At 33.1% G+C, this 25280-nt stretch carries 27 protein-coding genes and 1 pseudogene; all 28 read left to right on the top strand.

Annotation, left to right across the window (positions count from 1 at the left end; translation table 11 throughout):
• A pseudogene (locus tag EI71_RS10125) lies at positions 1-874 on the top strand (hypothetical protein); the annotation flags it as partial.
• 16 nt (positions 875-890) lie between these two features.
• On the top strand, positions 891-2780 hold the full coding sequence (locus EI71_RS03820; RefSeq protein ID WP_119015930.1) for a YegP family protein: 1890 nt from the start codon (positions 891-893) through the stop codon (positions 2778-2780).
• A 71-nt stretch (positions 2781-2851) separates the two neighbouring features.
• Positions 2852-3979 carry a class I SAM-dependent methyltransferase gene (locus EI71_RS03825; RefSeq protein WP_119015931.1) on the top strand — a complete coding sequence of 376 codons (1128 nt, stop codon included), beginning with the start codon at positions 2852-2854 and terminating at the stop codon, positions 3977-3979.
• 194 nt (positions 3980-4173) lie between these two features.
• Positions 4174-4965 carry a hypothetical protein gene (locus tag EI71_RS03830; RefSeq protein WP_119015932.1) on the top strand — a complete coding sequence of 264 codons (792 nt, stop codon included), beginning with the start codon at positions 4174-4176 and terminating at the stop codon, positions 4963-4965.
• Positions 4966-4985: 20 nt separating this feature from the next.
• Entirely contained in the window at positions 4986-6050 is a 1065-nt protein-coding gene (locus EI71_RS03835) for an ABC transporter permease subunit (RefSeq protein WP_119015933.1), read from the top strand.
• 16 nt (positions 6051-6066) lie between these two features.
• Positions 6067-6945 (top strand): carbohydrate ABC transporter permease, encoded by an 879-nt coding sequence (locus EI71_RS03840; protein ID WP_119015934.1) that lies wholly within the window; start codon positions 6067-6069, stop codon positions 6943-6945.
• Between the two features lie 10 nt (positions 6946-6955).
• Complete coding sequence (locus EI71_RS03845) at positions 6956-9328, top strand: type 2 periplasmic-binding domain-containing protein (RefSeq protein ID WP_119015935.1); 2373 nt, start codon at positions 6956-6958, stop codon at positions 9326-9328.
• Between the two features lie 25 nt (positions 9329-9353).
• Complete coding sequence (locus EI71_RS03850; protein WP_119015936.1) at positions 9354-10094, top strand: hypothetical protein; 741 nt, start codon at positions 9354-9356, stop codon at positions 10092-10094.
• Positions 10087-10692 carry a hypothetical protein gene (locus EI71_RS03855; RefSeq protein WP_119015937.1) on the top strand — a complete coding sequence of 202 codons (606 nt, stop codon included), beginning with the start codon at positions 10087-10089 and terminating at the stop codon, positions 10690-10692. Before EI71_RS03850 ends, EI71_RS03855 begins: the two co-directional genes overlap by 8 nt.
• Before the next feature lie 15 nt (positions 10693-10707).
• A complete protein-coding gene (locus EI71_RS03860) occupies positions 10708-11811 on the top strand; it encodes an ABC transporter ATP-binding protein (protein WP_119015938.1) in 1104 nt (367 codons plus the stop codon).
• 13 nt (positions 11812-11824) lie between these two features.
• Positions 11825-12490 (top strand): hypothetical protein, encoded by a 666-nt coding sequence (locus tag EI71_RS03865; protein ID WP_119015939.1) that lies wholly within the window; start codon positions 11825-11827, stop codon positions 12488-12490.
• Between the two features lie 2 nt (positions 12491-12492).
• Positions 12493-13092 (top strand): hypothetical protein, encoded by a 600-nt coding sequence (locus EI71_RS03870; RefSeq protein ID WP_119015940.1) that lies wholly within the window; start codon positions 12493-12495, stop codon positions 13090-13092.
• Between the two features lie 78 nt (positions 13093-13170).
• Positions 13171-14283, top strand: coding sequence for a hypothetical protein (locus tag EI71_RS03875; protein ID WP_119015941.1), 1113 nt, complete (start codon positions 13171-13173; stop codon positions 14281-14283).
• A 147-nt stretch (positions 14284-14430) separates the two neighbouring features.
• Positions 14431-14877: a ribose 5-phosphate isomerase B gene (rpiB, locus tag EI71_RS03880; RefSeq protein WP_119015942.1), complete on the top strand. Its 447-nt coding sequence runs from the start codon at positions 14431-14433 to the stop codon at positions 14875-14877.
• 2 nt (positions 14878-14879) lie between these two features.
• Positions 14880-15503: a uracil phosphoribosyltransferase gene (gene upp, locus EI71_RS03885; RefSeq protein WP_119015943.1), complete on the top strand. Its 624-nt coding sequence runs from the start codon at positions 14880-14882 to the stop codon at positions 15501-15503.
• Positions 15503-15763: a hypothetical protein gene (locus EI71_RS03890; RefSeq protein ID WP_119015944.1), complete on the top strand. Its 261-nt coding sequence runs from the start codon at positions 15503-15505 to the stop codon at positions 15761-15763. Before upp ends, EI71_RS03890 begins: the two co-directional genes overlap by 1 nt.
• Positions 15747-16148, top strand: coding sequence for a hypothetical protein (locus tag EI71_RS10130; RefSeq protein ID WP_162849742.1), 402 nt, complete (start codon positions 15747-15749; stop codon positions 16146-16148). The genes EI71_RS03890 and EI71_RS10130 overlap by 17 nt, the downstream gene beginning before the upstream one ends.
• A 4-nt stretch (positions 16149-16152) precedes the next feature.
• Entirely contained in the window at positions 16153-16839 is a 687-nt protein-coding gene (locus EI71_RS03895) for a F0F1 ATP synthase subunit A (RefSeq protein ID WP_119015945.1), read from the top strand.
• 20 nt (positions 16840-16859) lie between these two features.
• The gene (atpE, locus tag EI71_RS03900) at positions 16860-17138 is read left to right on the top strand and encodes an ATP synthase F0 subunit C (protein ID WP_245951353.1); all 279 of its coding nucleotides are present in this window, start codon (positions 16860-16862) and stop codon (positions 17136-17138) included.
• A gap of 50 nt (positions 17139-17188) precedes the next feature.
• Positions 17189-17770: a F0F1 ATP synthase subunit B gene (gene atpF, locus EI71_RS03905; protein ID WP_119015946.1), complete on the top strand. Its 582-nt coding sequence runs from the start codon at positions 17189-17191 to the stop codon at positions 17768-17770.
• A gap of 2 nt (positions 17771-17772) precedes the next feature.
• Positions 17773-18285 (top strand): ATP synthase F1 subunit delta, encoded by a 513-nt coding sequence (gene atpH, locus EI71_RS03910; protein WP_162849743.1) that lies wholly within the window; start codon positions 17773-17775, stop codon positions 18283-18285.
• Positions 18286-18294: 9 nt separating this feature from the next.
• On the top strand, positions 18295-19803 hold the full coding sequence (atpA, locus tag EI71_RS03915) for a F0F1 ATP synthase subunit alpha (RefSeq protein WP_119015948.1): 1509 nt from the start codon (positions 18295-18297) through the stop codon (positions 19801-19803).
• Positions 19804-19814: 11 nt separating this feature from the next.
• Positions 19815-20690 carry an ATP synthase F1 subunit gamma gene (gene atpG / locus EI71_RS03920; protein WP_119015949.1) on the top strand — a complete coding sequence of 292 codons (876 nt, stop codon included), beginning with the start codon at positions 19815-19817 and terminating at the stop codon, positions 20688-20690.
• Positions 20690-22102, top strand: a complete 1413-nt coding sequence (gene atpD, locus EI71_RS03925) for a F0F1 ATP synthase subunit beta (RefSeq protein ID WP_119015950.1) — start codon at positions 20690-20692, stop codon at positions 22100-22102. The genes atpG and atpD overlap by 1 nt, the downstream gene beginning before the upstream one ends.
• Positions 22102-22494 carry a F0F1 ATP synthase subunit delta/epsilon gene (locus tag EI71_RS03930; RefSeq protein ID WP_119015951.1) on the top strand — a complete coding sequence of 131 codons (393 nt, stop codon included), beginning with the start codon at positions 22102-22104 and terminating at the stop codon, positions 22492-22494. The genes atpD and EI71_RS03930 overlap by 1 nt, the downstream gene beginning before the upstream one ends.
• Before the next feature lie 42 nt (positions 22495-22536).
• Positions 22537-22761 (top strand): DUF1146 family protein, encoded by a 225-nt coding sequence (locus tag EI71_RS03935; protein ID WP_119015952.1) that lies wholly within the window; start codon positions 22537-22539, stop codon positions 22759-22761.
• Positions 22762-22869: 108 nt separating this feature from the next.
• Positions 22870-23778 (top strand): hypothetical protein, encoded by a 909-nt coding sequence (locus EI71_RS03940; protein ID WP_211321024.1) that lies wholly within the window; start codon positions 22870-22872, stop codon positions 23776-23778.
• A gap of 110 nt (positions 23779-23888) precedes the next feature.
• The gene (locus EI71_RS03945) at positions 23889-25277 is read left to right on the top strand and encodes a hypothetical protein (protein WP_119015954.1); all 1389 of its coding nucleotides are present in this window, start codon (positions 23889-23891) and stop codon (positions 25275-25277) included.
• Positions 25278-25280 lie beyond the last annotated feature (3 nt).

The raw sequence follows: 25280 nt of genomic DNA on the forward strand, positions 1-25280 counted from the left end.
AGCTGAAGAAACTGAAGAAGTTGCTGAAGAAGCACCAGTTGAAGAGGCAGAAGAACCAGAAGCTGAGGAAACTGAAGAAGTCGCTGAAGAAGCACCAACTGAAGAGGTAGAGGAACCAGAAGCTGAAGAAACTGAAGAAGCTCTTGACGAAGCACCAGCTGAAGAGGCAGAGGAGCCAAAAGCTGAAGAAACCGAAGAAGTTGCCGAAGAAGCACCAACTGAAGATGTAGAAGAACCAGTAGCTGAAGAAAATGAAGAAGTTGCTGAAGAAGCACCAGCTGAAGAGGCAGAAGAACCAGAGACTGAGGAAACTGAAGAAGTCGCTGAAGAAACACCAGTTGAAGAGGTAGAGGAACCAGAGGCTGAAGAACCAGAAGCTGAAGAGGAAGAACCTAAAGAAGAAACTGAAGAGGAAAAGGCTGCAAGAATCCGTGCTGAAAGAATTGCTGCTTTAAGAGCTCGTGCTAGAGCAATGAAGGAGCAAGAGGAACCAAAAGAGGAATCAGAAGCGGCTGAGGAACCTAAACAAGCTGAAGAACCAGTCGAAGAGGAAGAATCCCCAGTAGCTGAAGAAGTTGCTGAAGAAGCACCAGTTGAAGAAGAGCCAGAAGCTGAGGAAACTGAAGAAGTAGTTGAGGATGAACCAACTGAAGAGGAAGAAGCTCCTGAAGAAACTGAGGAAACTGATACTCAGGAAGAGGAAGCACCAAAACCTCAAAAGAAACCTGCTACATCAAAACCAGCAGAAAAGAAAGCAGCTAAGCGTCCTGCAGTTAAGAAGGCAACTTCTACTGCAAAGAAGCCATCACTTGCTAAGAAGAGAAAAGAATCTGTAAATAGATTAAATGATCTATTAAAATACATTGAGGAATAATCAGGAGGTAAGGATCATGGCTAAGTTACAAAAGAATTTAATTAACAAAGAAGAATTACTTGCTGATATCGAAAGAATCAAAAAGTCTAAAGATAGTGATGAAATTGATGCCATTATGGCAAAATACGAAAAGGGATTAGCAGAAATGGACCGTAGAAGGGCTAAACAGGCTGCTACTCCTGAAAAGCCAAAAACAGGCAGATATAATGGTAAGTATGAAGTATATCCTGCTGCAGATGGCTATGCATATCGCTTAAAGGCATCTAATGGTGAAATACTTGCTACATCTGAAATTTATACAACTAGAGATGGTGTAATTAAGGCTATCGATACAGTAAAGAAGAATGTTGAGACTGGAGAAATCCGTGTATTCTCTGATAAACATGGTAAATTTAAATTTAAGCTTGTTGCACAGAATCATAGAGTATTAGTATTCAGTTCTAATTATTCACAAGAAGCAGGTGCTCAAAGAGCATCAGAATCATTCAAAAAGTTTGCGCTTAAGGCTGATATTGTAGACATTGATCTAAAGGATGATGATTTAGCTCATGCAACTAAGATTAAGATTGCATCTTATGAGGATAAAACTGGCGGTAAGTATGAACTTGATGTAGATGATGGTGATTATAGCTGGGTATTAAAGGCATCTAATGGTGAAATCTTAGTTCAAATGGAAGGCTATACATCTAAACCTTCTGCATTAGCTTCTATTGAAAAATTTAAGCAATATGTAGCTGAAGGAACATTCAAGGCTATTAAAGATAAGAGTAATCATTCATTATTTAAGCTATATACACAATCAAATCGTGTTGCTGCAGTTGGTGAGGCATATTCCACAAAGACTGCTGCGATTTCTGCAGCTAATTCTGTAGTAGCTTTCTATAAGCTTGCTGAACTTGTTGATTTAGAAGAAATTGCAAAGAAGGAAGCTCGTAAGCAGGCTGCTAAGGAAAAGAGAGCAGAAAAGAAGGCTCTTGAAGCTAAACAAGAAGAAGTAAAGCAGGATGAACCAGAGAAGAAAGCTGCAAAGCGTCCTCAAGAAAAGAAGACTGAACCAAAGCCAGAAGAACCAGAAAAGAAGGCAGCAAAGCGACCTGCAGTAAAGAAGGCTGAAACTAAGGATCAACCAAAGACAGGTAGATATAATGGTAAATACGAAGTATATCAGGCAGCAGATGGCTATGCATATCGCTTAAAGGCATCTAATGGTGAGGTTTTAGCAACATCAGAAATCTATTCAACTAGAGATGGTGTATTAAGAGCAATCAATACTGTTAAGAAGAATATTGAAACAGGAGAGCTTCGTGTATTTGCAGATAAGAAGGGCAAATTTAAATTTAAATTGACATCAAGTAATCATAGAGTATTATTAATTTCTGCAAATTATGCTCAAGAATCAGGTGCTAAGAATGCAACTGAATCCTTCAAGAAGTTTGCACTTAAGGCAGATATTGTTGATATTGAACTTAAGGATGACGATTTAGCTTCCGCAACAGCAGTTAAGATTACATCTAATGAAGATAAAACTGGCGGTAAGTATGAAATTGAAGAATCTAATGGTGAATTTAGCTGGGATTTAAAAGCATCTAATGGTGAAATTCTAGTTCAAATGGAAGGCTATACATCTAAAGCATCTACATTAGCTTCTATCGAAAAGTTCAAACAATATGTAGCTGAAGGAACATTCAAGTCTATTAAGGATAAGACTGGTCATTATCAGTATAAGTTATATACAAAATCTAATAGAGTTGCTGCTGTAGGCGAATCTTATAAAACTAAGACAAGTGCTGTTTCTGCTGCAAACTCTGTAGTATCCTTCTATAAGATGGCAGAGGTTGTCGATCTTAATCAATTAGCTAAGGCTGAAGCTAAAGCTAAGAAGGATGCAGCTAAGTCAAAGAAGTAATTCTAAACTTTAACATTAAAGATTAAAGGGGGATAGTCCCCCTTTCTTCTATCTATTTTGAGGTGATTCATATGTTAGATATAAATATTCCAGATGGAATAATCAAAGGTATAATTTCTGGAAAGAAAGATAAAAATCAAAAGAATGAAAAGGTAAAATTAGATACTATTCTTATTAAAAATGAAGAAGTATTACAGTTAGCTTGCTATACGGATAAGCAGGTATTCCATAAGAATTTGAAAAGTGAAGAAGTATCTTTAGAAATTATTCGATTATTAACAGAAGAGTTTAATAATGCAGAATTATACACAAAGGATTATATTTATAGCTATAGAATCACATCAAAAGGTAAGGTCTTATCAAATAAAAGAAAATCAAAAGAGGTTTCTTTAGTTCCACTATCCCACAATAAAAAGAAGAATTATATTCTTGAGGATGGCCTATTAGTTCCTGCACTTGTAGATTTAGGAATTCAAACACCAGATGGTAAAGTTACTAAAGCGGGATATGATAAATTTAAACAAATTAATCGATTCTTAGAAATAATTGATGATTCTATAAAAGATGAAAAAGAGTTAAATATTATTGATTTTGGTTGCGGAAAGAGCTACTTAACATTTATTCTTTATTATTATTTCGTAGAAATAAAAAAGATGAATGTTAATATTACTGGCTTAGATTTAAAAGAAGATGTTATTGATCATTGCAATGAAATTGCAGAAAAATATGGTTATACAAGGTTAAAATTCTATAAAGGCGATATCGCAAAATATAAGGAAAATAATGATATTGATATGATTGTTACATTGCATGCTTGTGATACTGCAACAGATTATGCCTTATATCATGCAATTACTATGAATGTAAAATATATATTTTCTGTTCCATGCTGCCAGCATGAAATTAATTTAGAGCTAGATTCATCGAATTTCCATTTAATTAACAAATATGGAATTTTAAAGGAAAGATTTTCAGCTATATTAACAGATGCTATAAGAGCGAATATCTTACAATACTATGGATATAAAACACAAGTAATGGAATTTGTTGATTTTGAAAATTCACCAAAGAATTTGCTTATACGTGCAGTAAAGACAAATAACTCTAAGAATGAAAAGATAAAAGAGGAAATTGAAGCTTTATTAGAAGAGTATAAAATTAAACAAACACTTTATAGTCTTTTGTTTACAAAAGAGTAGTAGAATACTGGAGTTCCTTCCAGTATTTTCTTTTATTTTCGTTTTTGGGCAATTTGCACAAAAAATCCAGGGCGTTCTATTGACTATTGAATATACAAATGTTAAAATGAGTTATATGAAAACGCTATTATGGGGGTAGTGCGCCCTAAATAGCAAATATAAATATTTGGTGATTGATTATTAGGTGTACATATATGAATAAAAGTGTAGTAAAGTATATGGCAATAGATCTTATTGTACTTACGCTTATTGGGTGCTTACTTGAGGGCTTAGTCGCAAGATTTATTGGTTTTGTTTTAGACGCTGCACCAACCATTTCGTTTTCATTATTAATTGTCTTTGTAGCAGTAGCAAGATGGAAATTATGGGGGTTAATTCCTATACCATTCTTGGTGTTATCTACTATTATCGGTGGACAATTTAGTGAAATAACGTATTATGCAGCATTTTATAACTTTTCAAATTGGCAGTTAATCCTATCTATGCTACTTGGATTATCTACCATTGGATTAAATGTTATCGTATTTAGAAATCACAAAACAAATAAGATTATGAAAACTACCTGGCAAATGTTATTAATCTTAGTTGTTGATTATATTCTCTACTGTGGAGTACAGTTCATCTTCTATAGAATTTTTACAACAGGAGGATTAACTAGTGTAGCAAACATTCCTGTTACATATTTTTCAAAAGATGAAAATGGAAATAGAGTAGAACTTGTGAAAAACCTAGCTAGCTATGTTGAATTCGGCTTTGTTTACAATTTATTTGGACTTGCCGTTGGAGTGGTTGGCTCATTAGTACTTAGGTCTCAAGGAGCTTTAAATAATGCAATAGATAAGCTCATTGACGATAAAAAACAAAGAGAGGCTGAACTCGAGTATATGAAATCGTTCGGGAAATTCAATTTCAGTGATGAGAGTGAGGCAGAATCTCAACAGGATGAATCAAATATTAAAAAAGAAGATCAAGATTCATCGATGTAGTAGAAAAGGATGGTGTGTTTATGCAAAATGTAGTTGTTGAAACTAATCAAGACGTTGTTGATGAAGTCGAACGTACAAAATGGAAACGTACATTACACGCCCTAGCGAGAGACTGGAGATTATATGTCCTTTTAATCCCTATGATTGCGTTTGTATTCTGTTTTAAATACTTACCAATTAGAGGCCTTTTGACCGGTTTCAAATGGGGTAATGATAACGATTTGGTTTACAATAACCAATGGTGTGGTTTATATTGGTTTAACCAGATTTTCTTTGGAACTTCATCATCTATGTTCTGGAGAGCATTCCGTAATACTTTCGTAAATAGTATGTATGGATTGATTATAGGATTCCCGATTCCTATTATTTTAGCGTTACTATTTAGTGAAATTAAGACTGGTTGGTATCGTAGCATCGTTCAGGTATGCGCATACTTACCACACTTCGTTTCTTTAACAGTAGTAACAACAATCATCAGCTTATGGTGTGAAGGTACTATAGTTGCCGGTGGTGCTACAGCCGCAGGTGGTTGGGTATATAACATGTGTAAGACTTTTGGATGGTTGAACGTAACAAATGAGGCAGGAGAAGTCTCATACTTACAAGAGAGTATCTTGAGTTATCCTAGATATTTCAGACCAATATATCAGATTAGTGGTGTATGGCAGGATGCTGGTTATAACTCTATCGTATTCTTTGCAGCTATTTTAGCTATTTCTCCAACAAATTATGAAGCAGCTCGTATTGATGGTGCTTCTAAGTTACAGCAGATTCGCTATATTACTTTCCCAGGCATGGCTCCTACTTTAGTAATCATGCTAATTATGCGAATCGGTCAAATTCTAAGTGTTGGATATGAGCAGATTATTCTATTGGTTGGTAATTATTCTAACGCATGGGAAACTGCAGACGTTGTATCTACATTCGTATATCGTATGTCCGGTCAGGCAGCTGGTGCAACTGGTGCTGAAGTAGTTCAGCAGCTAGGTATCGTTGCAGACTTATTCAACTCTATTCTTGCGATGTTCCTAGTATTAGGTGCTAACGCAATCAGTAGACGTGTATCCTCTACGTCATTATTCTAATTTTGGAGGTAAAGCGATGAAAAGATTAGACAAATCCGAAATAGTATTTAAGCTTTTGGCTTATATTCTATTAACAATATTTGCTTTATGCTGTTTATATCCATTTATCTTCATTGTTATGAATTCTATTTCCTTTAAGGATTTTGTAGATGATGGTAAGGTTAATGTAATCCCAATGGGATTCCAGCTTAACGCATACGTTGATGTATTCCAGAATAAGCAATTCTGGTTAGCATATTGTAATGCATTCTATATTACAATTTATGGTACAGCAATTTCCATGTTAGTTGGTATTTGCGGTGCATATGCATTATCTAAGACAAGATTAATTTTCGGTCGTGGATTTAACTTCTTATTAACAGTAACATTATGGTTCAGTGCTGGTATTATTCCAACTTACCAGAATTATGTAATGTTCCGTGATGGATTATTCTCAGGAAATGGCCGTGTATTCTTCATCTTTGCTTTAGGTGTTAATGCATTTAATATCATCCTTTTAAGAAATTATTTCCAGAGTGTACCTCAGGAAATAGAAGAAGCTGCTACAATTGATGGAGCAACTGAATTCCAGATTTTAACTAGAGTTTATATTCCTATTTCCAAATCCTCTATTGTTACAGTAGCAATGTTCTATGCTGTAGAATTCTGGAATGGTTATTTATGGGCACAGATGTTATTAGGTGAAAATGATTTACCTTTAACACCATTTATTAAATTATATTTGGATAAGACAATTGCGAACATTGAGGAATCCGGTGGTGGAAAGCTAAGCTATTCTACATATTCCTTAAGATATGCATTCATCGTATGTTCTATCGTTCCAGTTATTCTAATTTATCCAAAGATTCAAAAATATTTTGCATCCGGCGTTAATGTCGGCGGTGTAAAGGAATAGGAGGAGCAACATGAAGAAGAAAATATTATTCTCTGGTGTTTCTGCTCTTGCAGTTTTAGCTTTAGCAAGCTGTGGTTCTGATCCAGTTCCAGAAGGAAGCTATAAGAAAGGTACTGATAGTGGTACTTATGTTTTATCTGATTATACAGAAACAGTAGACTACGCTAAGCTAGATAAAGAAGATGTCGATATCTATGTAAACTATGAAGGTGAATCTGGAATTACATTCCGTGGTGCTTCATGGTTTAACTCCATTGATAATAAGACATATACTCAGGGTTCATTATTACCTACATGGGCAAGAATTGCTGAATTAACAAAAACAGATATTCATGAAGCATGTGGTTATACAGCAACATCTATTGATAATGCTTATAATTCTATTGCAACTGCAGGTTATAAGAGTGAAACAGATGCATCTAGAAGCATTGATTTATTCTATAACTCTACAGATAACTTAAAGAAGGCTGGTAATTCTGGTACATTAGTTGACTTATATCCAGAGATTTATCCAGAAGAAGGCGAATCCAAGATGCCTTACTTAAAGGCATACTTAGATGCTAATCCTTCTATTAAGCAGTCTATTATGGTAAGTGGTAAGCATATTTACTATACTCCATACTTAGATGGTAATAATGATGTTGAAAATACATTCATTATGGATACTGAAATAGTAACAAAGCTATTTGCTGATGCTGATGCTGGTGATACTTCTAAAAAGAATGGTGGAACTAATCCAGATGCTAATGTATTAAAGAGTGGTTCATATACTCCATTCATTACTGAAGAGGAAGGAACTGTTAAGGTTTCTAAGAATGGTGTAGCTACATCATATGCACTTGTAGAGAAACCAAATATTATTACTCAGCAAAATGATTTATTAAATGGTGATGGATGTACTGGTAAGGAATTACTTACTCAGTTAAAGACTTACATCACTGAAAAGTATGCAAGCTTATTTGCAGATGGTACATATGAATCTCCAGCAGATTTATATATTTCTGAGGCTGCAGCATATAACACAGATGAGCTTATTGCTTTAATGAGAGTAATTAAGGCTAACCCAGGTGTTATTACAGGTAGTGAAGATAATGAGGTTGAAGTATTCTTCCCAAGAGGTGAAACAAGCTCTGCAATTGAATCTATTTATGATTTAGCACAGCTTTGGGGTGTTCAGGGTGTTGATTCTGAAAATGGAAATTATTATTTCGCAGCAGATGGTACATTAAATGCTCTTGAAACAACATTTGCTTCTTATGATGTATTAAATTACATTTCTGCTATTTATAGTGAAGGATTAATCCTTGATAATTTCTATGTATCAAGTGCTACATCTACATCTACAAGATATTATGACCGTTTCTTCAAGAAGGATACTGAAACTTCTGCAGGTTATGGTTTCATGATGTATGATGATCCATCTATTATTGCTCAGGCAAATGAGTCTGAAAAAGCAAATACTAAGGGCATTAGATCTGTATTACCTCCAAGAACTTATTGGGCAACTGCAGGAAATACAGCAAAGCAGCATTTATACGACGAGAATGGTGCAACAATTACTACAAATAAGACATTAACTCGTTATTATGAATCTAATAGATCACTTCAAACAACATCTTGGTCTATTCCTACAAGCGCTGATAACAAAGAAGCAGCACTTCGTATTATGGATTTCATGTATTCTGGTTTAGGTCAGTTAATCCAAAACTATGGTCCAGAAGCATATTGGAAAGATAGCTACAATAAAGAGACTAAAGAAATAACTCCAAAAGCAACTGCTGAATTGATTACAGGAGAAGAAAATGCAATTATTAGCGATGATGTAAGACTTGAGCTTGTATGCTCACAGGCAGATTTCTGGAGCTTCATGAGAGGCTACATTGGTGCTACTCATGGTGTTGGTTATGTTCGTCTTTCTGGTTTAAATCTACAGGTTACAAATTCCAATGGACGTGTTGGTTTAAAGAATATTGAAAATGCGATTTTAGCTGGTGTATTAATGCACGCTACATCTAATGCTATAGATGCAGCAACAGCATCTCAGTATACATGGTGTAGAAGTGTTCCTACAGAGTTTGTAACATCTGTTACAGATACTAAGGGATTATGGGATAGCATTTCTGGATTCTGGGCTAAGGATAAGATTAAGAAGAACGAAGGTTGGGTTAACCTAATTTGTACTTCTTATGATTTAGGTACAGCAACTAGAATCTATGAAGGAATAGATGAGAATATTTATACCATTAAGACTGCTACAAATGGTAAGAAGACAACTTATAAGGCTACATATGCTGAAATGGCTTCTTATGATAGTGAGTCCTTATGGGCATTAGCTAGATCTTTAGATGATGAATGCATTCCAAGTTATGCAAAAAAGAACTAAACTACTTAAAATCGGAGGTTAAAAAATGAAAAAATTATTGAAACATATGAAACTCATTCATTTAATATTTCTGATCTTAGGTGGAGCTGTTGTTCTATCTGCATTACCATTTAAAACACAATATAATACGATTTATGTAAATGTTGATTCTAATGGTATTGAAAATGCCTCAAGAGAAATGACAAATGCTATAAATCAAGATCAGACATTATTATATGATTATTATGAATTAATCGGAGATAACTTCGATAATCATAAAGAAGTTGTTTACAATTTCCAGCAAAACTTGAATACTGTAAACAATGTAATTCTTGCGTTTGGTATGGTAATTATAGTTGCCGCATTGGTACTATTCTTATTCCAAAACCACAAGAGAAAGATTTATTATGGTACAAATGTAGTAATGAGTGTACTTGCAACACTTGCTACTGTTGGATTTGGTGTAGTTGTAATTATTCAGCTACTTGGTGCAATGGGAACCTTAGGTTCTAATATGGAATTATTTAATTCTGTAGCTGTACTCCAAAATTCTGATATGAGAACGGCTGCCTACCAGGCTGCAGAGCAAGCAGGTGCCGCAGGGGCTAAAGATGCCTTAGCAAATTATTTCTATGTTACAAGTACTACATTAGTTATGTATATGATTGGTGTCATTGTTACAATTGTATACGCCTTATTTATCTTAATCTTAACATTTGCTAAGTTTAAGAGAACTAAGGAAAGAAGACAAGAAATTTTAAGTAAGGCGGTAGAGAATAATGATTAATGAACTAGAAAAGAAATCATCATTTAATGCGATGTCCGATTTGGAAATCACAAAGAATTCTATCGAAATGCTAAGATATAGAAATAATCGTTTGGCTTATATCCTAGGTTTATCTGGTGTAGCTTTAAGCTTATTTGCAGCGTTTATTTGTATGAATAGTATGAATCCTGAAAATTTCCAGGTCATCTTTAAAATTATTCTAAATGTATTTATTCTGTTATTTGGATTCCTATGCTGCGAAAAAGCAAAGACTTACCAGGTAAGAGGTTCATTCTACTTAATTGGTTTAGGTGTTATTTGCTTATTCCGTATTCTATGGATTCCTCTACAGCTGATGACAAATTATAGTGCTTATACAACTGCAAAGGCTGCAAATGACGTTGATGCAATGAATGAAGCAGCAAAGTTCTTAGGCGCAACAATCATTAACTCCGATGGTCAGGTTAACTGGTTACCAGCTGATGGTACAGTTAGAGGATTAATGGCAATTATTCTATTAGTTGCTGCTGGTATCTTAATGATTATCGGTGGTGTAATTGGCTTCTTAAAGGCTAAGAAGTTATCAGCATACCTAGACAGTTTAAAGGAAACAAAGTAAGGGAGGAATCAAAATATGGCACAAGAAGTAATCTTAAAGGACGTCAACAAGGTTTATCCAAATGGCTTCCATGCAGTATATGATTTTAATATCGAAATTCAGAAGGGTGAATTTATCGTATTATGTGGTCCTTCTGGATGTGGTAAATCCACAACATTACGTATGATTGCTGGTTTAGAGGAAATCTCTTCCGGTGAATTATTAATTAATAATAAGAAGGTAAACAACGTAGCACCTGCAGATAGAGATATCGCAATGGTATTCCAAAATTATGCATTATATGCTCACATGACTGTTTACCATAATATGGCATTCTCATTAACTATTCGTAAGATTGACCCAGTTGAAATTCATGCAAGAGTTATGAAGGCTGCTGATATCTTAGGCTTAATTCCTTATCTAAATAGAAAGCCAAAGCAGCTATCTGGTGGTCAGCGTCAGAGAGTTGCCTTAGGTAGAGCAATAGTTCGTAACCCTGTAGTATTCTTATTAGATGAGCCACTTTCTAACCTAGATGCTAAGCTAAGAGGCTCCATGAGAAAAGAATTAATGCAGTTACATGAAAGATTAAATACTACATTCATTTATGTAACACATGACCAGGTTGAAGCTTTAACACTAGCAACAAGAATTGTTGTTATGAAGGATGGTTATGTTAAGCAGATTGCATCACCTAAGGAAATGTTTGATAAGCCAGAGGATTTATTCGTTGCTGGTTTCATCGGTACTCCACCAATGAATATTGTTGATGGTACAATTGATGCAAACTTAGAGTATTTTACTCATGATGCAACAGGTGTACAGTTAAAGCTTACTGAGCATCAGACTGAAATTTTAGGTTCTTATGCTGGAAAACAGGTTAAGTTTGGTATTCGTCCTGAATATGTATATATTGATGAAAAGAGCCTTGCAAAATTCAAGGATTCTACAGTTCATATGAGTATCGATTATACTGAATATTTAGGCGCATATAATTTAGTTTATGCTAAGTTTGGTGAGGATCCTTTTGTTGCTAAGGTAACAGAGAGAAACCAAATTGAAGTGACTGAAGCTGATTTCGCTTTAGATATGGAGAAGGCACATTTCTTCGATGTAGAAACAACAAAGAGAATCAGATAAGGAGGTACCTATTATGGATCAAAGTAGATATGAAGAGGTCCCTAAGAAGGAAGGAAAAGCTGGTAAGGCTTTTAAGAACTTCGGCAAGTACCTTAAGACAGTTATGAAAAGTATTGTAGAAAGCTTTAAATATAACAAGATGAAGCTTCCTGCATTCTTATTAGGTATCGGTGGAGTAATCATTGGTTTATTCCTATCCGTTCATGCTGCAACAATTCAGCAGCTTACTTATACATATTCTTATGTAGATCAATCTGGTGAAGAGCTTGTTAAGTATACTGCAAACCTACCTGGTATGCCTTATGACTATACAGGTGTAGTTATCTTCATTTTAATGTTACTTGGTATTTTAAATATCTTTATTGCACTTGCATTCAATAGTAAGCAAAACAAGGGTTCTGTAGTTTCTGCTACAATTATCACTGTTGTTATGATTGGCTTAACTATTGCTTATGTATATGCAATTACATATTTTAAGCAATATCATGATTCAGGTATTGAAGTTAACGGAACATTATATAAGCTAGATTTAGCTGGCGGTGGATATGAGGCTAATTTCGAAGGCAATTATATGAAATCTATGATTGTATTATTCATCGCTGATGCATTATCTTTAGTTGCATGTGTATTAGGCTTTATTCATTATAATCGTGCATACGAGAAGGGCGACGAAAGATAATTATGAAGAAAAATAGAACGGAAGAAAATGAAGAATTTGATGAATATGGTGAGATTGAACCTTACCAAGTAGACAAATTCTCGAAAATCCCATCTGGGGTTATCATTACATTTGCGAAGTTCTGGGCAGCTGCGGCTGCCGTTTTCTTCATTTTAATCGGTGGTTTAGATTTAGGAATTGATTTTTCTAAAGAAACTCAAGATATCTATGAGGATTATGCGATTACAATTAAAGCAATTATATTAGTATCTTTATTTTTAGCTATTCTATTAAACTATGGTATTAAGCATCTAGCCCACCTAATGAACAATAGAAGAAATAATACAAAGAAATGGATGGTTTTGAATCTAAAGGGATTCTTTGGATTCTTAGCCTATTTAGTATACTGTATTGTTACAATGATAATTATGTTTGTGCTAGTTTCTCTATTTAGCTACTATAAGCTTGTTCCATCATTTTTAGATAATGGAGGAATTGGTATTGAACCATTCTCCTACGGTTTAGGCTTTATATTAGTTGATGGAGTATTCTTAGTTATAAAAAATTATCTTGTAAAGCTATATCAGTATTTAAGATACAGAAGAATGATACAGATGGTATAAAAAGCTCTCTTTTGAGGGCTTTTTGCATTTTCATGGCCTTTGTTATATAATTCTTATTGGTTTTTGAGGAGTGTAATTATGAAAAAGAGTTTAAAATTTATATTATTAGCTTTTATAGCTTTATTTTCTATTTCTTTAGCATCTTGTGGTGAACATGCTCATAATTTTGGTGCATTACATGAAAAAGTAAATCCTACATTTTTAACGGATGGTAATATAGCATATTATGAATGTATGGATTGCCATAAGTATTTTGATGCAAATAAAAATGAAGTAGATACTATTGTATTAAATAAATACTCAAAAGAGATTTCTTTAAGTGTGAATTATGAAACTAAGGCAGATTTTATAGTTTTAGAAGAAGATGATAATCATATTTCATGGGAAGCAAAGGACTTAAATTTATTAAGAGATGATGGGCTTAGAATAGTAGATAAGAAGAATAATAGAATAGTTCATAAATTTATCCCAGATACAACATCAAACATTACCGAAAGATGTAGTATTCATAATGATGTATCAAATGCATCTATATCTTTAACTTATACATTAAACGGATTATATCTTTCTGTATCAGGAAGGGAAGAATTGGTTGTTCAATTTAATTATGAATCTAAATTAACAGATATGATTCAAAGTGAATCAAATGAGAATTTATATGAACTTAATAACGTTAGGTTAAAGAAGGATTCATTATTGAATATACACTTTATGAATGGAGTTTATTTCACAATGGGAAAAGCAAACAGTAATTTCCGTTCCTATATGGTAGATGATATTATGTATTTACAGTGTTTAACTGATGGTATTTATAACATTTCATTTAATACATATGGTAGAGATGTATTTATTGAATTAGTAGAAGAAATCCCTCATTATACATATTATTTCCATCAATATGAATATAGTGGTGGAAATAAAGAGATGGAAGAAACTCAAGATTCTAATGAAGTGGTTCTAAGGAATTATTATCTTCTAAATAACCAGTATTATTATGTATTAAAAATGAATGATAAGGATACAGAGGATAGTGCTCCTTATGGAGTGCTAGATAGTGATTCCCTACTTTTAGGAGAAACTATAGATTTTGGAGTAACTAAGATGTTTAAAGTGAATGATAATGCGTATTATGATATTTACTTTAATACAGAAACAAATGAATTCAGATTAGTTTTAATAGAAGAAGAGTAAATTTATACAAGGAGGGACTATAAAGTTCCTCTTTTATATTTATATGAAATATAAATAAAAACGTTTTCTATAATCTCGGAATATATATGTATTCGTGTTATAATTGATTTGATGGTTTTAAAATTATTTAAGAAAGGATATTCGTCTATGAAAATATCAATTGGATGTGATCATTCTGCTTTAGAACTTAAGAATTCTATAATTGCATATCTAAAGGCAAAGGGACATGAAATCATAGACCGTGGAACTTATACAAAGGATTCTTGTGACTATACCGATTATGGATATTTAGTTGCAAAGGATATTAAGGATAAGGTTTGTGATCGTGGTATTGTTATTTGCTATACAGGAATTGGTATGTCTATCATTGCCAATAAGGTCAAGGGTGTAAGATGTGCTCTTGTTATGGATAAGGATGCTGCAAAGCTTACAAGAGAGCATAATGATTCAAATTGTTTAGCACTATCTGCAAAATATACAGGTGATGCTTACGCAAAAGAGATTGTCGATACTTGGCTTGAAACAGAATTCTCTTTTAATGAGAGACATGCAAGAAGAATTGCTAAGATTAGTAAATATGAGGAGGAGTTTTAAACATGAGTGTTACAGTTTTAAACCATTCTTTAATAAAGCATAAGCTTACAAATATTCGAAAGACACAAACAACTACAAAGGATTTCTATCAGAATGTCAATGAGATTGCAGGTCTTATGGCTTATGAAATCACAAGAGATTTTCCACTTAAGCCAGTGGAGATTGAAACTCCAATTTGCAAAAGCGTTCAGTATGAGCTTGCAAATGAGGTTGTCATTGTACCAATTCTAAGAGCTGGACTTGGTATGGTGGATGGAATTCGTAGTATGATTCCTACAGCTAAGGTTGGCTTTATCGGTCTATATAGAGATGAAGAAACTTTAGAGCCTCATGAGTATTATGCAAAATTCCCAGAGACAGTTAAGAATTCCATTGTATTACTAGTTGACCCAATGCTTGCGACAGGCGGTAGTGCATCTTCTGCAATTACAATGCTAAAGAAAAGAGGATGCAAGGATATTCGTTATGTAGGTTTAGTTGCTGCACCAGAGGGTGTAAGAACACTACAAAAGGATCATCCAGATGTTCCAATTTATTTAGCTGCATTAGATGAGAAGCTAAATGAGAATGGATATATCGTTCCAGGCCTTGGAGATTGTGGAGACCGTTTATTCGGAACTAGATAGTGAAGCTTGATAAAGCGGCAAAGACTTACACCTTAGCCACACAAGGAATATTCTCAATGGTTGCATTCACTGGTCTTGGCTTTCTTATTGGTTGGTTAATCAATAAGGAATCGGTATGGCCAGTAATATTAGCCGTTTTAGGATTATTAATTGGCTTATTTTCATTTGTTAGCTATCTTTTATATCTTATAAAGGAAGATGAAAAAGAAAAGAAAAAAAGCCAAAATAAGGAGCCAGATGATAATGGAAAAGAAGAATAATATATATCTCTTTTCAATATCCTTCCTTATTATCCTTATTACATCTACTATATTAGGTGTATGTGGGCTACTTTGGTGGTATTATCCTATAGGGGCAACAATAGGTATTATTACACATGTATTAATGCTTATTCAAAATAAAAGATTTTTTAGAATTCAAAACAATGAATTTGAAAAAGCCTTATTTCACCCTAAGAAGGATGCAATTTTGTGGTATGGTCTTAGAATACTTGTTGTTGTTATAGGTCTAGCATTAGTATTTATATTAGCTAGATTAAATCACTCCGATCGTTATCTTGAGATATCCTTGATGGTTATTGGTGGAGTATTAACGATTAAGGTTGTATTTATTGTAATTTTATTAATTAAAAAAGAAGGAAGGTGAAATCTTGAATTGGAGTTCACTTGGTACCTATTGGCAGGATATGAAGGGGCCTGTACAGGCATCCTTAATTATCATTGGTGCATTAATCATTTTCTTTCTAATATTATTCTTTATATTAAAGAAAGTGGATCCTTTGAAAAAAACACCTTTGTGGTTGGTACCATTTTTATGGATTGTTGATCTATTGAATGGATTTGTAAAAGAGAATATCGGAAAAAGATGGAAATCCTATTCCCCTTGGTTTTTAACCTTGGTTATCTATATATTCTTTGCGAACATATCCGCGGTATACTTATTAGATAATCCAACCTCTTATGTAATCATTACCTTTGCGCTTGCGTTATGTACATTCTTTGTAATTCAAGCTACAGGTATTGTATCGAATGGAGTTTTAGGATATTTTAAAGGATTCTTAGATCCGAATCCTGTAATGCTTCCTATGAATATTGTTTCAGAGTTTACTCTACCAATATCCTTAGCATTACGTCTATTTGGTAATGTCATTTCTGGTACAGCTATTTCCATATTGATTAAGCAAATGTTTGGAGGCTGGGCTGTAATACCAATGCCATTTATCAATTTATTGTTCGATATTGCATTCTCGATTATTCAGGTTGCAGTATTTGTCATTCTGTCTGTTATCTTTACTTCTATGAAGATTAAAGATGAAGAAAAAATATATTCAAAATAATTTAAAAGGAGAAAAAAATTATGAATTTCATGACTATTTTTAATACTGTTTTAACATTCCTAGCTGAAATGAGCGTAGGTGATGGTTTAAGATATATCGGTGCTGGTTTAGCTGTATTTACAGGTTTCGCTGCAGCTATTGGTGAAGGTAATGTTGCTGCACACGCTGTAGATGCAATGGCACGTCAGCCTGAAATGGCAGGTAATATCCGTACAACAATGTTAATTGGTCAGGCTGTTTCTGAAACAACTGGTCTATACGGTTTAATTATCGCAATTCTAATTGTATTCGCTGCATAAGACAAAAAATAAAAAGAAAGGAAGCTACATTGTAGCTATGGCAAAACAATATGTTTTTAAGTATTGATAGTGCTGTTAAAGCAATTAAAGCTGCAATTACAGAAGGCTTAGGTCCTATAGCTCTTATATCAAACCCTGAGGAATTGCTAAAAGCACTTCCTGGAGATTTTACAGACCTAATCGTACAGCTTTGTGCCACCTTTATTTTATTTATTGCTGTCCGTTTCTTGTTTTGGAAGCCTATTACAAATATCATTGAGACTAGAAGAGCCGCAATTGATAAGGAATTAGAGGAAGCTAAAATTGCTAAAGAGAATGCAGTTTTAGTTGAAGAGAATTTAAAGGCTGAGCTTGATAAGGCTAAGCTTGATGTAAAAGCAATGCTAGACCAAGCAGAAAAGGAAGCTAATCTTAAGAGAGAGGAAATTGTTAATTCCGCTAAGGAAGAGGCAAAGCGCCGTATGGAAAATCTTGAGATTGAGCTAGAACAAGAAAAGAAGAATATGGAGCATGACATCAAAAAAGAAATTGTCGATATTGCCTTTAAGGCTGCTGAGAAGATTGTTCAAAGAGAAATCGATCAGGATAAGTATTTAGATGTTGTTGAGGATATTCTTAAAGGAGGCTGCTAAGGGTGGTTGAATTTGAGTATGCGAAGGCAGTCTTTGATTTAGCAAAGGAAAATAATAAGGTATCTGTGTTTACAGAATGCTTTAATGCAGTATGTGAAACATTAGAGCCTAACTTTTTAGAAATTATGTCTTCTCCTTTTGTCAATAAAGATGAAAAGAAGAAGATTATTGATAAGGTTTATCATTCATTAGATTTAGTATTTATTCATTTCTTATATGTTTTAATTGATCATAATCGTTTTGATCGTATAAGAGTGATAGCTAAGGAATATGAAACCTTAGTATTACAGGATAATAATGTATTAAGAGTAAAGATTATTTCTGCAAATGAATTAAAAAAAGCACAGCTTCAAGATTTAAAGAAGTCTTTATCTATAAAATATCCTGGAAAAACAATTGAAATTGAAAATAAAATTAATCCAAATCTTATCGGAGGAGTACAAATTATTACAGATGAAAAATCCTTAGATGCATCTGTAAAGGGTACCCTAGATAGGATTAGAGAATCTTTATAGGAGGGAAACATGGCAAATATTAATTTATCTGAAATATCTGGACTTATTAAAGAACAAATTAAAGCTTATAAGGAAGATATTACAACAGAAAATGTAGGACATGTTGTACAGGTTGGTGATGGTATTGCCTTAGTTCACGGACTAGACAAGGCTATGGCCTCTGAGCTTTTAGTTTTCCCAAATGACGTATATGGTATGGTTCAAAACCTTGAAGAGAACTGTGTAGGTGTAATCCTACTTGGTGAATGTGACAAGGTTAAAGAAGGAGACTTAGTTAAGTCTACTGGTAGAATTCTTGAAATCCCTGTTGGTGAGGATTTCATTGGACGTGTTATTAATCCACTTGGACAGCCAATTGATGGTTTAGGTGTAATTAAAGAAAATGGAAGACGTCCAATTGAACAAAAGGCAACAGGTGTAATGGATAGACAAAGTGTTAATCAGCCATTACAAACTGGTATTAAGGTTTTGGATGCCCTAGTTCCTATTGGAAGAGGACAAAGAGAGCTTATTATCGGTGACCGTCAAACTGGTAAAACTTCTATTGCGGTAGATACAATTTTAAATCAGAAGGATCAAGATGTGATTTGTATTTATGTAGCAATTGGTCAAAAGGAATCTACAGTTTCTAATGTATATGAAACTTTAAAGGATAATGATGCAATGAAATATTCTATTATTGTTTCTGCATCTGCATCCAATCCTGCCCCAATGCTTTATTTAGCACCATATTCTGGTGTTACATTAGCAGAATATTTTATGTTCCAGGGCAAGGATGTATTAATCATTTATGATGACTTATCTAAGCATGCGGTAGCATATCGTGAAATGTCATTATTATTACATAGACCACCAGGAAGAGAAGCCTTCCCAGGAGATGTATTCTATCTACATTCCAGATTACTTGAGCGTGCGGCTAAGCTTAATGATGAATTAGGTGGAGGCTCTATTACAGCACTTCCTATCATTGAGACTCAGGCTGGTGATATTTCTGCATATATTCCAACAAATGTAATTTCTATTACAGATGGTCAGATTTTCTTACAGAGTGATTATTTCTATAAAGGAATTCGTCCTGCAATTAATGCTGGTTTATCTGTATCAAGAGTTGGTGGTGCTGCCCAGACTAAGGCAGTAAAGAAGGTATCTGGTACACTAAGACTAGATTTAGCATCCTATCATGAGCTTGAATCCTTCACTCAGTTTGGTTCTGATCTTGATGCAGTAACAAAGGCTAAGCTAGATAGAGGTAAGAGAACTCAAGAGGTATTAAAGCAGGATTTACATAAGACATTAGACATGGAAGAAGAGGCAATGATTTTATATGCATTAACTCATGGCTTCTTGGATTCCATTCCTGTAGAATCCTTAGCTAAATATGAGGAATCCTTATATTTAGATATGAAAACATCTAAAGAAGGTAAGGCTTTAGCTGAAACATTAAGATTAACGAAGAGCTTACCTGATCAGGCTAAGATGGATCAATATTTAACTGAATTTAATAAGAAATTCATGTAAGGGGTGAGTCTATGGCAAACTCCCTACGTCAGGTTAAAACAAGAATTAATTCTACAAAGAGTACAGCTCAAATTACAAAAGCAATGTATACTGTTTCACAGTCTAAGGTAAAAAGAGCTGAAAAAACATATAAGTCCTATAAGGATTTTATGAAAAGAATTTCAGATATGGTTTCTTTGATTGTGGAAAAGGCTGGTGAGGATTATCAGCATCCACTACTTTCTAAAAGAGAGGTTAGTAAAACAGCCTATTTAATTATTACATCCGACCGTGGTCTTGCGGGAGCATATAATTCTTCTATAGAAAAGGCATTAACTGAAAAGATCAATGAATCCCACAAATCTAAGGATGAATATATTACTGCAGCTATTGGTAAAAAGGGTCATTTCTATTTAAAGAAAATGGGATATCCTTTACTTGAGGATGCTCCAACTTATGTAAGAGATGATGTAGCCTTTGTAGATATTGCCCCACTTGCAAAAAAGTTTGTAGAGGCATATTTAAATGAAGAAATTGATAAGCTAGTTATCATATATAACCATTATGTGAATAGCTTAACACAAGAAGTTACCTTCCAAGAGCTTTTACCAATTAAGAGCTTTGATGAGGCAACAAATAAAATTGACTTTGTATATGAAACCGGAATCGAAAAGACATTGGATTTGATTTTGCCAATGTATATTGAGGATATGGTTTATGGTATTATTCTAGATGCGAAAACAGCAGAGCATTCTGCTAGAATGAATTCTATGAAAAATGCCACAGACAATGCGGATGAAATCATTGCAAAGCTTCAGTTACTATATAATAGAGCCCGCCAGAGTGTCGTTACAAATGAGCTAATCGACATTATTGGTGGTGCAAATGCGATAGGAGGCGACGAGTAATGTTTGGACATATCGTTGAGGTTAAGGGACCCGTTGTTGATGTTTTATTTGAAGCTGGAAAATTACCAGCAATTAATGAAGCATTAACAATTAATGTTCCAAAGGAAAAGAACAACGGCATTGGAATTCATTTAACGATTGAGGTCGCTCTACATATTGGCAATAATAAGGTAAGATGTATCGCCATGGATTCTACGGATGGTTTAACTCGTGGAATGGAGGTTTTCGCAACAGGCGCTCCAATTAAAACTCCAGTAGGTGAGGCTACACTAGGAAGAGTATTCAATGTACTTGGTGAGCCAATCGACCGCAAGGGTGAAATTGATTCTACTGTACCTCGTATGCCAATTCATAGAGAGGCACCAAAGCTTGAGGAATTAGCAAGCAATGTTGAAATATTTGAAACTGGTATTAAGGTTATTGACCTTTTAGCACCATATATTAAGGGTGGTAAGATTGGTCTATTCGGTGGTGCCGGTGTAGGTAAAACTGTATTAATTCAGGAATTAATTCATAATGTAGCTCAGGAGCATGGTGGTATTTCTGTATTCGCCGGTGTTGGTGAGCGTACACGTGAAGGTAATGATTTATATCATGAAATGACAGAGTCAGGAGTTATTTCAAAGACTGCCATGGTCTTTGGTCAGATGAACGAACCACCAGGAGCTCGTATGAGAGTTGCTTTAACTGGTTTAACAATGGCTGAGCATTTTAGAGATGAAGCACATCAGGATGTATTATTATTCATCGATAATATCTTCCGTTTCACTCAGGCAGGTTCAGAAGTTTCTGCCTTACTTGGTAGAGTACCAAGTGCTGTAGGTTACCAGCCTACACTAGCTACAGAAATGGGTAAGCTACAGGAGCGTATCACTTCTACAAAGAATGGTTCTATTACATCCATTCAAGCAGTATATGTACCTGCAGATGACTATACAGACCCAGCTCCAGCTACAACATTTACACACCTAGATGCAACTACAAATCTAAACCGTAAGCTTGCTGAGGAAGGTATCTACCCAGCTGTAGATCCACTTGCATCTACATCTAGAGCATTACAACCATCTATCGTTGGTGAGGAGCATTATCAGGTTGCAAGAAGAGTTCAGCAGATTATTCAGCGTTATAATGAATTATTAGATATTATTGCCATCTTAGGTATGGATGAATTATCTGATGAAGATAAGCTTGTAGTAGCAAGAGCAAGAAGAATTAAGCTATTCTTATCCCAAAACACATTTATTGGTGGACAGTTTACTGGTATTCCAGGTGTATATGTACCAGTATCTGAAACCGTAAGAGGCTTTAAGGAAATCCTAGACGGATTACATGATGACTTACCAGAAGAAGCATTCCGTATGGTTGGTACAATTGATGATGCCATCAAGAAGGCTAAGGAATTAACAAAATAATGAGAATTGTTGTTTCCACACATCAAGGCGTATTATATAACGAAGAAGTAGACTATGTAGTGGTACATAGTGATACGGATGGAGAATACGCTGTATTAAAGGATCACGTTCCCGTTGTATCTGTTATGGATACAGGTTATGTAAAGCTTGTTAAGGGTAAGGATGAATTTTATGTAGTAATCCAAAGTGGAATCTTTGAATTTAACAATAATGAGGCTGTTGTATTAGTACAAGAGGCGATTATTGGTAGAACTGCAGAAGCAGCAAAAGAAAATCTTGAAAAGATTCGTAAGGAAAGACTTGAAAAGAATAGACAAGAATCTACAGATTTCACACAAATGGAAAAAGAGCTTCACGAAAATATAAAAAAGAGTGGAGCAGGCCAATTATAAAAAAAGAAATGCCATTTTTATGGCATTTTTTTGGAGGTAAACATGATATTTGCAATAAACGTATATAATTTAATTTTTACATGTGTATATTTATTTTCATTTGTAATTTCCTATTTTGTCATTTTACATACAAACTTTGAAAAGCTATTTAAGCAAGGCCAAGTAGTTGCAATACGTATTGGCCAAATATTAATAGCCTTAGCACTAGCCTATTTAGTTACATCAGGAATTATGGGACTAGTATCCTCTACACAATTTACAGTTTAATTGCCCGTATTTACGGGCTTTTATTCATTTATTACTTTTTTATTATCATATTATTTAATTACTTTTAATTTCAGGTTATAATTTAATAAATAATACGATAGAAAGAAGATGAATAATATGTCAGTAACCCTAAACCAAGGATTAAGGAATTACCAAGAGGCAGTTACACACAAAATAGGTTCTTTAAATGTCACAATTAACTTATGTCCATCTGCTTCAAATATTCTAATACAAATACCCACATTGAATACTATTGGTGTACATATTATGTCACCAATTCTTATCTATAATTATCAATTAAGAAGTAGTGGTGGAGTATTTTGGGGAACTAAATTAAATTACTTCCCAACACTATATAAGAATGGGAATGATTTTTATATTCATAATCCAGATGGAATGATAGATCATTATTCTGGATATAATAATATGAATTTAGAAACAGATTCTTATATATCCTATACATACCCTGGAAGAGATTTATATACATTAATCGATAAATATGGAAATAAAATAGAATATTTAGAATGTAATTATAGCCTTCCATATAGAATTCTTTATAAGAATGGTATGACTATCAATATTCAATCATCTTCAAATATTCCAATGAAAATAGATAATGTATGTGGAGATGAAATATACTTTTCTTATAATGGGTCTTATATAACAAATTTAATCTATTATAAAAATAATGTAATAAAATATAAGACATATCTTTCATATACAAATAATAAACTATCTGGTGTAGAAACTAAAGTAGTAGATAATAATATAGAAACCACTATAGAATACTATACTATTACAGAATCAACAAACTCTTTAGTAGTAAAAGATGAAATAATGAATTATAGTTATACTTATACACTTAATAATGATAATCAAGTAATATCTTTTTGTGATTCATATTATCCAACAAATATTACTTCATTATCCTATAGTGATACTATAGCAACAATTACAGATATCTTTGGTAAAACAATCAAATACTATTTCAGTAATGGCTTACCGACATTTATTTAGATTCTTTAGGATATATAAATGAAAAATGTTATGATTATATAACAAAAAGAATTAAAGAAGAAAATAGATATCCTTATCTTTATCCAAAACCTAATTTATTACAAGTAGATTTGAGTGGATTTACAGAGTCTAACGATATAAGTAGATATTCTTACACAGAAACAGATTCAAATTATGATTTTATAACTAATAAGTATAAACTTGAAGGAATTGATGGTTATGAAATGTACACATTTCCTCTAAATGGTAAGTACTTAGATACAATACAGTTTATATTTTATACAAAGGTATTAAATGGTGGATATGAGAATAAATTTAATGCAGCCTTATCTTTAGGAGGAAAGCTTCATGCAAGAAGTATTGATTTAAATTATAATGAAGGATATCAAATGATATCAATAGAGGTTGTGGCAGATGAAACCTTTACATATGTGACACTAGCTTTTTATTTAAAAAATGTAGAAGCTATAGTTGGTAGCCTTTCTGTAATAAAGAATACAGGAGTAAAAACCTATACATATACAGATTCTAATTTAACAAATTATGATTCTAAATATCTAAAAAGAGATATGAGTTATGATAATAATTTGGTAGAAAGTAGTATAGGTACAAATCTACCATCTACCAATTATAGATATGATGGTAGAAATAACATCATAAAAGAAGAAAAACCATATTTATTAGATATAAATAATACATATACACCATCAAATCAATTATTAACAAAAGAATTACTAGGTAATAATTCTAATAAAATAAAAGAAGAATGTATATATGATACAAATCATTTCTTACATAAGAAAAAAGATTCATTATTAAAAGAAACTACATATACCTATGATTCTTTATTAAATATATTATCTATAACTAAAACAAATAAAACAATTACTTATGGATATAATACAAAGAATATGATTTCAAGTGTATCCATTTCAAATGGAAACACATATAGTTTTATTTATGATATAAAAGATAATTTGGATAGTATATCTATTAATAATGAAACAATAGGTTCTTATTCTTATGATTCTTATGGAAGAATAGCATCTTCCTCTTATGGATTTTCATTTATATATGATGTAGATAAGCTAACTTCTATAAAATATAATAATTCTACTATTTATTCTATTGAATATGATACAAAGGATAGAATAGAAGAAATCAAAGATTTATATAATAATACATTAGAAGAATATATTTATGATGATGAAGATAAGTTAGAAGAAAAGAATATAAGAGACTTAAATGCAAGATATGATTATTCAGATTCTTTAGTAGGAGATATCTTATATACTTTAGGAAATCACAAGGAATATCATTCTTATAATTCTATTCAAAAATCTTTTAATACGTCAAAAGAAGCTATCTTACATCAATTTGAAAAAGAAGGATATGTAGGAGAATATAGAGAAAACTATAAGCTTAAATATAAAAATGATTTAAAACTACCTAATTACACTTTTACATTTGAAAGATTTGAAGATAATTATATTCCTTAAATA

Origin of the sequence: Anaeroplasma bactoclasticum (assembly GCF_003550015.1) — a bacterium.
Taxonomy (GTDB): Bacteria; Bacillota_I; Bacilli_A; order Acholeplasmatales; family Anaeroplasmataceae; genus Anaeroplasma; species Anaeroplasma bactoclasticum.

Excerpts from the sequence above, each read along its gene's own strand:
- EI71_RS03820 (WP_119015930.1), top strand. The coding sequence starts at position 891 with ATGGCTAAGTTACAAAAGAATTTAATTAACAAAGAAGAATTACTTGCT.
- EI71_RS03825 (WP_119015931.1), top strand. The coding sequence starts at position 2,852 with ATGTTAGATATAAATATTCCAGATGGAATAATCAAAGGTATAATTTCT.
- EI71_RS03830 (WP_119015932.1), top strand. The coding sequence starts at position 4,174 with ATGAATAAAAGTGTAGTAAAGTATATGGCAATAGATCTTATTGTACTT.
- EI71_RS03835 (WP_119015933.1), top strand. The coding sequence starts at position 4,986 with ATGCAAAATGTAGTTGTTGAAACTAATCAAGACGTTGTTGATGAAGTC.
- EI71_RS03840 (WP_119015934.1), top strand. The coding sequence starts at position 6,067 with ATGAAAAGATTAGACAAATCCGAAATAGTATTTAAGCTTTTGGCTTAT.
- EI71_RS03845 (WP_119015935.1), top strand. The coding sequence starts at position 6,956 with ATGAAGAAGAAAATATTATTCTCTGGTGTTTCTGCTCTTGCAGTTTTA.
- EI71_RS03850 (WP_119015936.1), top strand. The coding sequence starts at position 9,354 with ATGAAAAAATTATTGAAACATATGAAACTCATTCATTTAATATTTCTG.
- EI71_RS03855 (WP_119015937.1), top strand. The coding sequence starts at position 10,087 with ATGATTAATGAACTAGAAAAGAAATCATCATTTAATGCGATGTCCGAT.
- EI71_RS03860 (WP_119015938.1), top strand. The coding sequence starts at position 10,708 with ATGGCACAAGAAGTAATCTTAAAGGACGTCAACAAGGTTTATCCAAAT.
- EI71_RS03865 (WP_119015939.1), top strand. The coding sequence starts at position 11,825 with ATGGATCAAAGTAGATATGAAGAGGTCCCTAAGAAGGAAGGAAAAGCT.
- EI71_RS03870 (WP_119015940.1), top strand. The coding sequence starts at position 12,493 with ATGAAGAAAAATAGAACGGAAGAAAATGAAGAATTTGATGAATATGGT.
- EI71_RS03875 (WP_119015941.1), top strand. The coding sequence starts at position 13,171 with ATGAAAAAGAGTTTAAAATTTATATTATTAGCTTTTATAGCTTTATTT.
- rpiB (WP_119015942.1), top strand. The coding sequence starts at position 14,431 with ATGAAAATATCAATTGGATGTGATCATTCTGCTTTAGAACTTAAGAAT.
- upp (WP_119015943.1), top strand. The coding sequence starts at position 14,880 with ATGAGTGTTACAGTTTTAAACCATTCTTTAATAAAGCATAAGCTTACA.
- EI71_RS10130 (WP_162849742.1), top strand. The coding sequence starts at position 15,747 with ATGGAAAAGAAGAATAATATATATCTCTTTTCAATATCCTTCCTTATT.
- atpE (WP_245951353.1), top strand. The coding sequence starts at position 16,860 with ATGAATTTCATGACTATTTTTAATACTGTTTTAACATTCCTAGCTGAA.
- atpF (WP_119015946.1), top strand. The coding sequence starts at position 17,189 with ATGTTTTTAAGTATTGATAGTGCTGTTAAAGCAATTAAAGCTGCAATT.
- atpA (WP_119015948.1), top strand. The coding sequence starts at position 18,295 with ATGGCAAATATTAATTTATCTGAAATATCTGGACTTATTAAAGAACAA.
- atpG (WP_119015949.1), top strand. The coding sequence starts at position 19,815 with ATGGCAAACTCCCTACGTCAGGTTAAAACAAGAATTAATTCTACAAAG.
- atpD (WP_119015950.1), top strand. The coding sequence starts at position 20,690 with ATGTTTGGACATATCGTTGAGGTTAAGGGACCCGTTGTTGATGTTTTA.
- EI71_RS03930 (WP_119015951.1), top strand. The coding sequence starts at position 22,102 with ATGAGAATTGTTGTTTCCACACATCAAGGCGTATTATATAACGAAGAA.
- EI71_RS03935 (WP_119015952.1), top strand. The coding sequence starts at position 22,537 with ATGATATTTGCAATAAACGTATATAATTTAATTTTTACATGTGTATAT.
- EI71_RS03940 (WP_211321024.1), top strand. The coding sequence starts at position 22,870 with ATGAATAATATGTCAGTAACCCTAAACCAAGGATTAAGGAATTACCAA.